The sequence below is a fragment of the Streptomyces asiaticus genome (assembly GCF_018138715.1).
In the GTDB taxonomy this organism is placed as follows: Bacteria; Actinomycetota; Actinomycetes; order Streptomycetales; family Streptomycetaceae; genus Streptomyces; species Streptomyces asiaticus.
On sequence record NZ_JAGSHX010000006.1, the window covers coordinates 1819272 to 1832828 of the forward strand.

10 protein-coding genes and 1 pseudogene are annotated in these 13557 nt (G+C 71.9%); 3 read left to right on the plus strand and 8 right to left on the minus strand.

All coding sequences use genetic code 11. The annotated features are described in order from the left end of the window. Positions 1-17 precede the first annotated feature (17 nt). From KHP12_RS15385 to KHP12_RS15420, 8 genes and pseudogenes are all read right to left on the minus strand, one after another. Entirely contained in the window at positions 18-845 is an 828-nt protein-coding gene (locus KHP12_RS15385) for an inositol monophosphatase family protein (RefSeq protein WP_086880039.1), read from the minus strand. Positions 846-990: 145 nt separating this feature from the next. Further along, positions 991-2481, minus strand: a complete 1491-nt coding sequence (locus KHP12_RS15390) for an MFS transporter (RefSeq protein WP_086880038.1) — start codon at positions 2479-2481, stop codon at positions 991-993. Positions 2482-2585: 104 nt separating this feature from the next. Next, positions 2586-3623 (minus strand): annotated as a pseudogene (locus tag KHP12_RS15395) (methyltransferase). A 218-nt stretch (positions 3624-3841) separates the two neighbouring features. Beyond that, the gene (locus tag KHP12_RS15400; protein WP_086880036.1) at positions 3842-4843 is read right to left on the minus strand and encodes a TIGR03842 family LLM class F420-dependent oxidoreductase; all 1002 of its coding nucleotides are present in this window, start codon (positions 4841-4843) and stop codon (positions 3842-3844) included. A gap of 14 nt (positions 4844-4857) precedes the next feature. After that, positions 4858-6258, minus strand: coding sequence for a dihydropyrimidinase (gene hydA, locus KHP12_RS15405; protein ID WP_211833063.1), 1401 nt, complete (start codon positions 6256-6258; stop codon positions 4858-4860). Then, a complete protein-coding gene (locus tag KHP12_RS15410; RefSeq protein WP_086880035.1) occupies positions 6258-7604 on the minus strand; it encodes an aspartate aminotransferase family protein in 1347 nt (448 codons plus the stop codon). The genes hydA and KHP12_RS15410 overlap by 1 nt, the downstream gene beginning before the upstream one ends. Then, the gene (locus KHP12_RS15415) at positions 7601-8443 is read right to left on the minus strand and encodes a nitrilase-related carbon-nitrogen hydrolase (RefSeq protein WP_037958830.1); all 843 of its coding nucleotides are present in this window, start codon (positions 8441-8443) and stop codon (positions 7601-7603) included. Before KHP12_RS15415 ends, KHP12_RS15410 begins: the two co-directional genes overlap by 4 nt. Positions 8444-9077: 634 nt before the next feature. Continuing rightward, positions 9078-10838, minus strand: coding sequence for a serine/threonine-protein kinase (locus tag KHP12_RS15420; RefSeq protein ID WP_210610073.1), 1761 nt, complete (start codon positions 10836-10838; stop codon positions 9078-9080). A gap of 165 nt (positions 10839-11003) precedes the next feature. Here KHP12_RS15420 and KHP12_RS15425 point away from each other — a divergent pair, with 165 nt between their 5' ends. From KHP12_RS15425 to KHP12_RS15435, 3 genes are read left to right on the plus strand one after another with little or no spacing between them, the layout of a single operon-like run. Beyond that, a complete protein-coding gene (locus KHP12_RS15425; protein WP_037958836.1) occupies positions 11004-11435 on the plus strand; it encodes a MarR family winged helix-turn-helix transcriptional regulator in 432 nt (143 codons plus the stop codon). Then, complete coding sequence (locus KHP12_RS15430; protein WP_211833064.1) at positions 11432-12889, plus strand: MFS transporter; 1458 nt, start codon at positions 11432-11434, stop codon at positions 12887-12889. The genes KHP12_RS15425 and KHP12_RS15430 overlap by 4 nt, the downstream gene beginning before the upstream one ends. Positions 12890-12938: 49 nt before the next feature. Then, positions 12939-13496 carry an isochorismatase family protein gene (locus KHP12_RS15435; RefSeq protein ID WP_086885754.1) on the plus strand — a complete coding sequence of 186 codons (558 nt, stop codon included), beginning with the start codon at positions 12939-12941 and terminating at the stop codon, positions 13494-13496. Positions 13497-13557: the final 61 nt, after the last annotated feature.

The following is a 13557-nucleotide window of genomic DNA, read 5'->3' on the forward strand; positions in this document are numbered from 1 at the left end:
AGGTATCGGTGGAACGATCAGCCGGCGTCGGCCAGCAGGCCCAGGATATGCCGAACGGCCGCCTCGTCCCTGGCCGCAGTGAAAGGAAGGGCGTTGCCCCCAGTGATCCGGAACGGCTTGCCGTCGAGCGTGCTGTGTGCCCCGCCCGCCTCGTCGACCAGGAGCAGACCGGCGGCGTGGTCCCAGGCGTTCTCCCAGGTGAAGGCGACGGCGTCGAGCCGCCCCCGGGCCACGTTCAGATACTCGAGACCGGCCGAGCCGCAGGGCCGCACCTCGGCCTCCGGCGCCCGCAGGCCCGACAGGGTGCGCTTCTCCGCGTCGGTGGTGAAGTCGAAGTGGGAGATGGCGATGTGAAGGGCCGAGCCGGGCTCCGGGGAGCCGCTGTGGATCGGCTCGCCGTTCAGCAGCGCGCCCCCGCCACGGCGGGCGATGGCCATCTGGCCGAGCACCGGGGCGTACGTCCAGGACGCGAGGAGCTCTTCCCGGTGGGCGAGGGTGACCAGCGTCGAGAAGCCGGGGTCGCCGTGGACGAACTGCCGGGTGCCGTCGACCGGGTCGACGATCCATACGGGCGCGTCCCCGCCGAGGGCGGTGAGCACGGCCGGATCGGCGTGCACCGCCTCCTCGCCCACCACCACGGAGCCGGGCAGCAGCTTGGTGAGGGCTTCGGTCAGATGCTCCTCGGCCAGCCGGTCGGCGGTGGTGACCAGGTCGTGCGGGCCCTGCTTCTCGACGATCTCATGGGCGGCGAGCTGCCGGAAGCGCGGCATGACCTCTTCGGCGACCGCCGCGCGGACCGCCTTCTCCACCGCGCCGAGATCACCGGCGAGAAATTCATCGATCATGCGTTCATCGAATCATGTCTCTGCGACAGCGGGTGGCACGGCGACCGCGGGAAGGTGTCATCGAGGTGAAGGGAGGGACCGCCGCGAATCCCGCTTTGACCGGCATCACGGCTCACCCCGGCGCTATGCGGGAACGGGCGCCAGGTCACGGCACCCGTTCGGCGGGCTGGCCGGGGGCCGGTTCGGGGCCGGGCTCCGCCGGGCGGCGGGCCCGGGCGCCGGTGGTGAGCAGGCCCAGCGTCACGATGGCGAGTCCGCACCCGGCCATGATTGCCCAGCCCAGATGGCTGGCCCCGGGGAACCCGGAGCTGAAGGGGCCGTGCACCCGGGCGGTGGAGACCGACCCGAGGACGGCGACACCGAGGGCCGCCCCCACCTGGCGGCCGGTGGAGGTGACCGCGGCGGCCACCCCCGCCTGGGAGCGCGGCATCCCGGAGACGGCCGAGTAGGTCAGCGGGGCGTCGAGCATGCCGAAGCCGATACCGAACGCCACATAGGCGATGACCAGGTACCAGATCGGGGTGTCCGCCCGCACCTGGGTCAGCAGCAGTCCGCACGCCGCCGTACCGGCCCCGGCGATCACCATCGGGATACGCGGGCCGCGGGCGCCGACGATACGGCCCGCGAGCGGCGAGGAGACCAGGGTCATGGCCGCCATCGGCAAGGTGAGCAGCCCGGTGTGCAGCGGGGAGAACTCCTTGACGTCCTGGAGGTACAGGGCGTTGAGGAAGAGGAACCCGGCGAGCGCGGCGAACCCGCACACCGCCGAGGCGATGGCGCCGCTGAAGGAGGGGCTGCGGAAGAAGCGGACGTCCAGCAACGGTTCGACACGGCGGAGTTCATAGCGGATGAGGGAGACGGCGGCGGCCACGACGACCGTGAAGCAGCCGATGATCGGCGCCGAGTCCCAGCCCTTGACCGGGCCCTCGATGATGCCGAACGTGAGCGTCGCCAGCAGCGCGATCACCAGCAGCTGCCCCACCGGATCGAGTCTGCGCGGCCGCGGGGCCTTGGACTCGGGGACGAACAGCGCGGTGAGGGCCAGGGCGAGGGCGGCCACCGGGAGGTTGACCCAGAAGACGGCCTGCCAGCCGGTGGAGTCCACCAGAGCGCCGCCGACGACAGGCCCCAGCGCGATGCTCACACCCGCGACCGCGCCCCACAGCCCGATCGCCCTGGCCCGCTCCTTCAGGTCGGTGAAGGTGTTGGCGATGATCGAGACCGCGACCGGGTTGAGCATGGCGCCGCCCATGGCCTGCACCATCCGGAAGGCGATCAGCGAACCGGTGTCGGAGGCCAGCCCGCACAGCAGCGACCCCAGGCTGAACAGCAGCAGCCCGGTCTGGAACGTTCTGCGCCTGCCGAACCGGTCGGCCATGGAGCCGGAGAGCATCAGCAGGCCGGCGAGCACCACGGTGTAGGCGTCCACCGTCCACTGGAGCCCCGAGGGCGTGGCGTCCAGATCGTCCTGGATGGACGGCAGGGCGAGGTTCACGATGGTGGTGTCGAGGCCCACCATGAACAGGCTGATGCAGCAGATCCCCAGGATCAGCCACTTGTGGCGGTGGTGCGGCGGCGGGCGGTCGCCCTCGCCGTCCGTGTGGCCAGGGGTGGCTGGGCTCGTGGCGCCGGCCATGGTTCGCCTCCCGATCGGGGCGGGTCGTGCCCCCGGCGCACGGGCCGTCGCGACCTCCGCATCGCACGGCGCGCCCGCCGGGGGTGTCCTCGCCTGGTTCCGGACTACGCCTTGCGGCCGGTGATCACGACGGTGTCCGCGCCGAGGGGCACCCGTCCGGCGGGCTCGATGCCCACCGCGCGGAACCACTCCTCGTACTCGGCGCCCGTGTAGACCATGCCCTCGCCGGAGGCGATGGTGTGGAAGTACGCGGACAGCAGCGCCGCCCGCTCGGGTCCGGTGCCGTCGTCGTCCTGGCGCGGGGTGACCACGTAGACCGCGCCGCCGGCAGGGAGGGCGCGGGCGGCCTTGGCGAGGAGTTCCTGGACCCGCTCGGGGGACCAGATCTCCAGGAAGTGGGCGAAGAGCACGCCGTCGCAGCCGGTCGGGAACTCGTCGTGGAAGGCGTCGAGGCTCACCGCCCGCACCCGGTCGGCCAGCCCCAGCTACTCGATCTTCTGGTTGGCGGCCGCCGCGATGGAGGGCAGATCACCGATGGTGATGCGCAGATCCGGTCGGCGGGCGGCGAAGTTGGCGGCGTTGATGGCCGTTCCGCCGCCGATGTCCAGGAGATGGGTGCACTCGGAGAGGTCGAGCTTCTCTCCCAGTTCGGCGCCCACGAGCCTGCTCACCGAGGACATCATGGTGTGGAATGTGGCTTCCAGTTCGGGATTTTCGGCGAGCCGCCCGTAGAGGGTGGGCGCCGTTCCCGGAATCTCCCGCCGCAGACCGATGTTGGTGTCTTCCTTGAGGGATTCACAGAACCAGGCCATTGCCCGGTAGATACCGTCTTGTTCCCAGGGAATGTTGGAGGCGGGCGCCTCGTCGAAGTTGGCGGTCAGCGGCTTCGAGAGAGGGGTGATGTAGTAGCTGTCGCCCTTCTTGTCCAAAAGCCCGAATACCGTACAGCCGAGAAGGAGGATGCGGGTGGGCTGTTCCTTGAGCCCCAGCCGGGTGGCTATCTCCCCCACGGCCAGGCCGGGCTCCTTCTCCACCAGCGCGAAGAGCCCTAACTGGAATGCCGCGCTCAGGAACTGAAACCGATAGTGGGCCTTGTAGAGCCCCCGGAGCTCCACCTCTATCGGTACCTCGGCTTGTGTCATGCCCAACCCTTCTGTGGCAATGAGTCGTTCGGCCGACCGCACATCAGAGCACAAAAACCGAGGTGATTGTAACCACGTTCGAAGGTTTTCGGGGATCTGCTTTTTGTTCTCCGCGGCCGCCCGCCAATAGTCGACGAGCGGCCGCAGAAACGGAATTGACTCCTCCTTAGGAAAAAGGGGCCATGCCGTGCCGGTGCGCGGCTCAGCCGGTCTTCCGGTCAGCCGGTGAGCGCCGGGATGACATGCTCGCCGTACGCGTCGAGCGTGCGCTCCTTCGCGTCGTGCATCGCATAGACCGCGAACTGGCCGACCCCCAGCTCGCGCAGCCGCTCCAGCTTCTCGATATGCGCCTCGGCCGGGCCGAGCAGACAGAACCGGTCCACGATCTCGTCGGGCACGAACGCCGTGTCCGGGTTGCCGGCCCGGCCGTGGTGGGCGTAGTCGTACCCCTGCCGCTCCTTGATGTACGCGGTCAGGGACTCGGGCACGGCGCCGGAGTGCTCGCCGTAGCGGCCGACCAGGTCGGCCACGTGGTTGCCGACCATGCCGCCGAACCAGCGGCACTGCTCACGGGCGTGGTCCAGGTCGTCGCCGACATACGCGGGGGCGGCGACGCAGATGGTGACCGCGTCCGGATCGCGCCCGGCCCCGGCGGCGGCGGAGCGTACCGCCTTGACCATCCACTCCGTCAGGAACGGGTCGGCGAGCTGGAGGATGAAGCCGTCGGCCTTCCGCCCGGCCAGCGCGAGCGCCTTGGGGCCGTACGCCGCCATCCACACCGGCAGCCTGCTGTCCTCGATCCAGGGGATGCGCACCGGGCTGCCGTCCACGACGGCCTCCCTGCCCTCCGCCAGATCGCGGATGGCGCCGATGGCGTCCTCGAGCCGGGCGAGGGTGTTGGGCTTGCGCCCCGCCACCCGCAGCGCGGAGTCGCCACGGCCGATCCCGCAGACCGTGCGGTTGCCGTACATCTCGTTGAGGGTGGCGAACGTGGAGGCGGTCACCTCCCAGGTGCGGGTCCCGGGGTTGGTGACCATGGGGCCGACGATCAGCCGCTCGGTCCGGGCCAGGATCTGGCTGTAGATGACGAACGGCTCCTGCCACAGCACGGCGGAGTCGAACGTCCAGCCGTAGCCGAAGCCATTGCGCTCGGCGCGGCGCATCAGCTCGACGACGGCCGAGGCGGGTGGATCGGTCTGAAGCACGAGTCCGAAGTCCATGCTCGCTCCCTGGGTCAGTTCAGGTACTGACAGGTGTCACGGGGGAGGAACTGGCCGTGCCCGGCACGTCCGGTGTACTCCCGCCGGTCGATGACGGGGACACCGCGCGAGAGCACGGTCTCGACCTGCCCGGTGATCTGCTTGCCCTCGTACGCCGAGTAGTCGACGTTCATGTGATGGGTCTCGGCGGACAGGGTCTGCCCGGCCCCCGGGTCGTAGACGACGATGTCGGCGTCGGCCCCGGGCGCGATGGTGCCCTTGCGCGGGTAGAGGCCGAACATCCTGGCCGGGGTGGCGCAGGCGATCTCGATCCAGCGGCGGCGGGAGATACGGCCGTCCACCACGGCCTGGTGGAGCAGGTCCATCCGGTGCTCCACGCCCGGCATGCCATTGGGGATCTTGGAGAAGTCGCCCCGGCCCAGCTCCTTCTGCCCGGTGAAGCAGAACGGGCAGTGGTCGGTGGAGACCACCTGGAGGTCGTTGGTCCGCAGCCCCCGCCACAGCGCGGCCTGGTGCGCGGCGGGCCGCAGCGGGGTGGAGCAGACGTACTTGGCGCCCTCGAAGTCCGGTTCTGCGAGGTTGTCCGTAGACAGGAACAGATACTGCGGACAGGTCTCGCCGAAGACCGGAAGCCCCAGGTCACGGGCGTGGATCAGCTCCGCTACGGCCTCCTCGGCCGATACGTGGACCACATAGAGGGGGGCGCCGGCCACCCGGGCGAGCTGGATGGCGCGATGGGTCGCCTCCGACTCCAGCAGCGCCTTGCGGACCTCACCGTGGTAGCGGGGGTCGGTCCTGCCCTCGGCCAGCGCCTGCTCCACCAGGACGTCGATGGCGATGCCGTTCTCGGCGTGCATCATGATCAGCCCGCCGTTGCCGGAGGCGCGCTGCATGGCCCGCAGGATCTGCCCGTCGTCGCTGTAGAAGACCCCCGGATAGGCCATGAACAGCTTGAAGCTGCTCACGCCCTCCCCCACCAGGAGATCCATCTCCTTGAGCGTGCTCTCGTTCACATCGGAGAGGATCATGTGGAAGCCGTAGTCGATGGCGCAGTTGCCGCGCGCCTTGAGGTGCCAGGCGTCCAGCCCCTCGCGCAGGGCGTGGCCCACGGTCTGGACGGCGAAGTCCACGATGGTGGTGGTGCCGCCCCAGGCCGCCGCCCGGGTGCCGGTCTCGAAGGTGTCGGAGGCGAACGTGCCGCCGAACGGCATCTCCATATGGGTGTGCCCGTCGACCCCGCCCGGGATGACGTACTTGCCGGTGGCGTCGATCGTACGGGCGGCGGTCCAGCCCTGGGCCCACTCGCTGCCGGGCGCGGCGAGGGCGGCGACCTTGCCGTCCTCGATCAGCACATCGGCCGGGGTCTCCTCGGCGGCGGTGACGACCAGCCCGCCACGGATCACGGTACGGGACATCAGCTCGCGCTCCTTCCGGACCGGGTGGTCTCCAGGGCGGTCCTGAGGGCCGCGTCGAGGATCTCCGCGCCCTCCTCGGCCTCGGCGACGGTGAGGCTGAGCGGCGGGGCGATCCGCAGCACGCTGGTGTTGTGCCCGCCGCCCTTGCCGATGAGCAGCCCGCCCTCCCGGGCGGCCTCCAGCACGGCGGACGCGCCCTCGGGCGACGGATCGCCGGTGCCGGGGTCCACCAGCTCGACGCCGATCATCAGCCCCCGGCCACGGACCTCGCGCACACCGTCCAGACCGGCGCAGGCGGCGCGCAGCCGCTCGATCAGCAGCCCGCCGACCCGGCGGGCGTTGCCCTGGAGGTCGTGTTCGACCAGGTGGTTGAGGTTGGCCAGACCGGCGGCCATGGTGATCGGGCTGCCGCCGAAGGTGGAGATGGAGTTGGCGCCCAGGCAGTTCATGACCTCGGCGCGGGCGACGACACCGCCGATCGACATGCCGTTGCCGATGCCCTTGGCGAAGGTGAGGATGTCGGGCGGCCCGGAGCCGTCGTGCGCCTGCCAGCCCCAGAAGTGGTCGCCGGTGCGGCCCCAGCCGGTCTGCACCTCGTCGGTGATCCACAGGATGCCGTGCCGGTCGAGCACCTCGCGGAAGGCGGCGAACAGCCCGTCGGGCGGGGAGGTGAAACCGCCGACGCCCTGGATCGGCTCGGCGATCAGCGCGGCGACATTGCCGTACCCCTGGCCGAGGACGTCCTCGAGGTCGGCCACGCACGCCTTGATGAACTCCCCGTCGGACAGCCCGGCGAACGGGCCCCGGGTGCGCACCCCACCGTGTACGTAGAGCGTCTGCAACGGGGACAGACTGGTCGGTGACCAGCCGCGGTTGCCGGTGATGCCGACGGCCGAGAAGGAGCGGCCGTGGTAGCTGTTGCGCATCGCCAGGATCTGGTTGGAGCGGCGGTACGCGGTGGCGAGCAGCAGGGCCGTGTCATTGGCCTCGGTGCCGGAAGTGGTGAAGAAGACCCGCGCGTCCGGGATGCCGGACAGCGCGGCGACCCGCTCGGCCAGGTCGACCATGGGCCGGTCGAGGTAGAGCGTGGAGGTGTGCAGGATCCGCCCGGCCTGCTCGCTGATCGCCTTGGTGACCTCGGGGAGGGCGTGGGCGGTCATCGTGGTGAGGATGCCGCCGAAGAAGTCGAGGTAGCGGTTGCCCTCGGCGTCCCAGACATGGCGTCCCTCGCCGTGGGTGATCTCGATGGGGCGCTGGTAGTAGACGGCGAGCCAGTCGGGGAGTACGGCCTGGTGGCGGGCGTGGAGGGTGGCGTGGGCGCCGCCTTTGACGTCGTCGCTGCTCATGGCCGCACCAGCCCCTCGTAGGCGTCGGGCCGCCGGTCGCGGTAGAACGCCCACTGCTGGCGCACCTCGTCGATCAGGCCGAAGTCGAGGTCGCGGACGATCAGCTCCTCCTCCTTGTCACTGGCCACATCGCCGACGAACTGACCGCGCGGATCGACGAAGTAGCTGGTGCCGTAGAAGTCGTTGTCGCCGTACTCCTCGGTGCCGACGCGGTTGATCGCGGCGATGAAGTACTCGTTGGCGACGGCCGCGGCGGGCTGCTCCAGCTGCCAGAGGTAGGCCGACAGGCCCCGGGAGGTGGCCGAGGGGTTGTAGACCAGCTGCGCCCCCGCCAGGCCCAGCTCACGCCAGCCCTCGGGGAAGTGGCGGTCGTAGCAGATGTACACCCCGACCTTGCCCACGGCGGTGTCGAACACCGGCCAGCCCACGTTTCCCGGCTTGAAGTAGTACTTCTCCCAGAACCCCTTGACCTGCGGGATGTGGTGCTTGCGGTACTTGCCGAGGTAGCTGCCGTCCGCGTCGATCACGGCGGCGGTGTTGTAGTAGAAGCCGGACTGCTCGAGCTCGAAGACGGGGACGACGATCACCATCCCGGTCTCCCGGGCGAGCGCCTGCATCCGCCGCACGGTCGGCCCGTCCGGCACCGCCTCCGCCCACCGGTAGTGTTCCGCCTCCTGCACCTGGCAGAAGTACGGCGCGTTGAACACCTCCTGGAAGCCGATCACCTTGGCGCCCTGAGCGGCCGCCTGCCGGGCGTACTCCTCATGCTTCGCGATCATCGATTCGGTATCGCCGGTCCAGGTGGCCTGGACGAGAGCGGCACGTACGAGGTTGGCCATGATCAGCTCCTCAACCTGTGTCTACGCACGTAGATTCCGGGCTGTGAAGAACGTAAGAGCGCACTGACCACTCTGGCAATACCGCCGCCGTTACTCAACGAAGACGATCACGTTTCGTGTTTTGTCGGGTCTGGGTTCAGGCGAGACGGGCTTCTCGGCTCGGTCGAGCGGGTTAGGTCGCTCGGGCTTCTCGGCTCGGTCGGGTGCACCGCCGTTTCGCGCCTTCGGCGCAATTGAGCAGCGGGGCAGGGGGTGGGGGGCGCGGCGCCGCCGCCGGGCGCCGGGCCGGTGGAGGTGGCCGCCGGTGGCGGCTTCCCTGGCCGAGGGCTGAGGCAGCGCCGGACAGCGGGAGGGGTTGGGGTACCCCTCTCGAAAACGTTTGACAAATTAGTTGCTTCAGATCAAGTGTTTTTTCGAGGGGTACCCGGAGAGGCCGTCAGCCCGGCATCGGCCTCAGCGCCCGGGCGCAGTTGCCGCCAGCGGCGCCCGCACCCACCGGCCCGGCGCCCGGTGACGCGGCGCGCCCCCCGCCCCCTGGCCCGCTGCTCAATCGCGCCGAAGGCGCGAGACGAAACCCGCACCCGACCGAGCCGACCAGCCCGAACGACCCCGCCACCACCCCCTCGCGCGAGCGTCACGCGAGGCCGGGGACACCCGGCAGGCGCGCGGCGCGGAGGGCGTGGGCCAGGTCGTGGTGGGCGCTGGAGGAGACCTCGGCGGCCACATCGAGCAGCAGGGGCACCAGCGTCGCGGGGTCCTCGGCCGCCGCTCGCGCCGCGTCCTCCGGCGTACGTACCCGTACGAGCGCCTCGAGCAGGAACCCGGCCCGGCTCGGGGCGCCCGCCGCGAGGAGCGCCTTCGCGGTGTGGGCCACCTCGGAGACGGGCCGCGAGACACTCTGCCGCAACAGCCCCTCGCCCTCGGCCTCGCGGTCCGCCGCGAACAGCGCCTCGGCGGCCGCGGCGAGCTGTAAGGGCGGCAGACACGCCATCTCCCACAGCAGCGTGGACACATCGGCCCCGAGTCCCGCGCGCTCCAGCTCCTCCGCGAGCACCGGCAGCCGCGCGGCGGGCCAGACAGCGGCCTCGTACAGCACGACATGGGCCTCGCCGGAGCGACCCTCCGCCCGGAGTCGGCCCAGCCGCGCGACCGCCTCCTGGGCGGCACTCCGCGCCGCCGCGCGCTCCGCCGCCTCACGGGCAAGCCGTCGCCCGTCGTCCGCCACCCTGTCCCGCTTACGACGCTTGCCGCCGTCCTCGCCCTCATACGCCCCGGCGAACCGCGCCCCACGCGGGGTGGCACGGGCTTCGGCCCCGCTCTCCGCCGAGGGAGCCGCGGGCGAGGCCGGGGTCGGCACCACCGCGGCATCCTCATCCCCCGCCCCGGCAAACCGCGCCCCGCGAGGTCGCGGAGCCGCGTCCGCCTCCTCCACCCCCGCGAACCGCGCCCCGCGCGGCCGAGGTCGCGCGGGGGCAGGAGCGTGCTGGGCGGTGACCGGGCCGGGGGACGCCGCCGAGGGCCGGTTGGGCTCGTCGCCCCCGGCGACCGCCGGCCCGCCGTCCGGCCCGGCCGATGCCAGGTCGCCCTGGTGCTGGGCACCGCCGGGCTGCCGCACATCCTGGTCGCGTGCGGCGTACCCGAGTGACGCGACGCCAGAGCCGGTGGCCGCCTCCGCGCCACCGCCCTCCCCCGCGGCGTACCCGAGTGACGCGGCCCCAGGACCGGTGGCCGCCTCCGCTCCACCGCCCTCCGCTTCGTACGCCACCGCGAACCCCACCGCCCCCTGCGGACGCTCTCCCCGACCAACCCCGCCCGTCGCGGGCGCGGGCGCACCCGCGAGCGGGCTCGGTGGCGTGGGCCCCGCCGCCGCGGCCTGCGTCGGACGGGACACACCCGGAAGCGCGGCCAGGCGGGCGTGGAGTTCTTCCGCGCGGGCGGTGGCGCGCTGATAGTCGTCGTGGGCCCAGGCCAGCTCCGCGGCGAGGCGGTGCCGGGCGGCCGGGTCCTCGGCGGTGGACAGGGCCGACCGGAGGTCGGCCGAGCGTTGGGCGGCGTTCCGGCGTTGGCGGAGCATGCCGTCCAGGCGGCCCCGGAGGGCCTCGGGACGGCCGGGCCCGGCGTCGTGGGCCGCGACCGAGGCGCGGTAGAGGGTCGCCGCGCGGGATGCCGCCTCCTGGGCGGCACCGGGGCCGTGCTGGGCGGAGAGATCCTGGAGAAGGGACTGGACGAGGTCCCACGGCGGCACCTCGAGTCCGTCGAGACAGGCCCGCAGCCCGTCCGGGTCGCGCAGGGCGAAGACGCCGTACCAGCCCGCCCCCGAGTCCAGCCGTCTCGTCAGCCCCCGCAGATACGTCGCGAACTCCTCGACCTCGGCCGGGAGTTGCCCGCCCGCCATGGCCACCCCTCCCCCTCGGACGATGGACGATGCACAACCCGAGGCCACGCATTCGACACCCTGCGTGTTACGGAACCGGTTACGGCTGTGCTACGGGCGCTTTTCCTACTCCGCACACGACAGGAAAACTTGCAAGTTTGGCTGTCGATTTCCTATGCTCCAAGCATGACCCCGCATGATCCGGCACATCTCGCCGCCGACCTCGCCGGCGTCGTCACCCAGCTGATGCGCCGTATGCGGGCGGCCTCCTCGCAGGGGGCGCTCACCCCCTCCCAGCGCACCGTGCTCAGCCGGCTCTACAGCGAAGGGCCGACCACCACCGCCGCGCTGGCCCGCGCGGAGCTGGTCCGGCCGCAGTCGATGCGCATGATCCTGGCGGCGCTGGAGGAGCAGGAGCTGGTGGAGCGGGCCCCGCATCCGACCGACGGACGGCAGGTGGTCTTCTCGAGCACCGAGCGGGGGCGGCAGGCGGTCGCCTCCGTACGGCAGGCCAAGCAGAGCTGGCTGCTGGACGCGATCGACACCCGGCTCGACGCCGATGAGCGCCGCACCCTCGCCGAGGCCACCGACCTCCTGAAGCGACTGGTCCAGGAATGAGCGACACCGCGGGAAAGTCCGCCATACCGGCGGCCGGGACGGCGGGCGAGCGCCATGCCCCCGCCGATCCCGCCGACCCCTTCGGCCCCCGGCTGATGGCCCCGCTGCTCATCGGCTCGGTCCTCAACCCCGTCAACTCCACGATGATCGCCACCGGCCTGGTGGCCATCGGCCATGACTTCGGGGTCGGGGCCGCCCGGACGGCCTGGCTGGTGGCCTCGCTCTATCTCGCCAGCGCCGTGGCGCAGCCCGCGATGGGGCGGCTCGCGGATCTGCTCGGTCCGCGCCGGGTCTTCCTCTCCGGGCTGCTCGTGGTGTGCGCCGCCGGGCTGGTGGGCGCGCTCGCGCCCGCGTTCGGCTGGCTGATCGCCTCGCGGGTGCTGCTCGGCGTCGGTACGTCCGCGGCGTACCCGGCGGCGATGGCGCTGCTGCGCGCCCAGTCCTTCGCCACCGGGCGGGAGACGCCGCGTCCCGTGCTCGGCCGGCTCTCGCTCGCCGCACTCGGCAGCGCGGCGGTCGGCCCGGTGCTGGGCGGGCTGCTCACCGCGACGGCCGGATGGCGGGCGATCTTCGCGGTCAATGTGCCGCTGGCCCTGCTCGGCATCACGCTCGCGCTGCTCTGGCTCCCCAGGACCCGTATGACGAGCGAGGAGGGCGGCGCGGAGGGCTCCGGGGCCAGGACGGCGGGGGCGGCGTTCGATCCGCTCGGGATCGCGCTGTTCACCGCCACCCTCACCACCCTCATGATCTTCCTGATGAACCTGGCGCGGCCCAACTGGGCGCTGCTGCCCGTCGTCCTGGTGCTCGCGGGCGCCCTCACCTGGTGGCAGCTGCGCCGCCCGCGCCCCTTCATCGATCTGCGGATGATCGGCCGCAACCGCTCGCTCGCCCTCACCTACCTCCGCCACGGCACGGCGTACCTGGTCATCTACATGGTCATGTACGGATACGCGCAGTGGCTGGAGGAGGGCCACGGCTACTCCGCCTCCCGCGCGGGTCTGATCATGCTGCCCATGTCGGGCGCGGCCGCCGTGTGCTCGCTGCTCGGCGCCCGTACGAAGGGCATCTACGCACCGCTCGTCCTCGCGGCCGTCCTGCTCGCCGCCGGGAGCGGGGTGCTGCTGCTGGCCGACGAGTCCACCCCGCTGGTCGCGCTGCTGCTGGCCGCGGTCCTCTTCGGGCTGCCGCAGGGGCTGTCCTCGACCGGCAACCAGGCCGCCGTCTACACCCAGGCCCCGCCGACGAGCGTCGGCGCGGCGGCCGGGCTCCAGCGCACCTCGCAGTACCTGGGCGCGATCACCGCCGCCGGGCTGATCGGGCTCTTCTACGGGCAGCGGGCGACCGCCTCCGGGCTGCACGGCATCGCCATGGTGGCGGGTGCGCTCAGCCTCGCGGTGCTGATGCTGACCGCCACCGACCGGGCCCTGCGCGGCCGCGCCCGTACCCACACCTGACCACCTTCCGTTTCCTCATACGCCCCACAGACCCGCCGCAGGAGGCACCGTGCCCGCCACCGCGCTCGACCCGAACACCGCCCTGGTCCTCGTCGACCTCCAGAAGGGCATCACCGGACTGCCCACCGTCCACCCCACCGCCGAGGTCGTCGAGCGCGGCGCCCGGCTGGCCGCCGCCTTCCGCGAGCGCGGGCTGCCCGTCGTCCTGGTCCGGGTGGTGGCCGGGGCCCCGGGCCGCACCGAGGCGCAGCTGGGCGGGGGCGGCGGGCAGTTCCCGGCCGACTTCGCCGACCTCGCGCCGGAACTCGGCCGCGAGGACGGCGACATCGTGGTCACCAAGCACACCTGGAGCGCCTTCCACGGCACCGACCTCGACCTCCAGCTGCGCCGCCGCGGGGCGACCCAGGTGGTGCTCGGCGGCATCGCCACCAGCATCGGGGTGGAGTCCACGGCCCGGGCGGCGTACGCGCACGGGTACCACGTGACCCTCGCGACCGACGCCATGACCGACATGGACGCGGAGGCGCACCGCAACAGCGTCGAGAAGATCTTCCCCCGGCTCGGGGAGACGGACTCCACGGACGCGATCATCGGCCTGCTGGGCTGATGGGCGGCTGACGGACGGCCGACGGACAGGAATACGTACGGCGGGCTCCGGAACCGGAGCC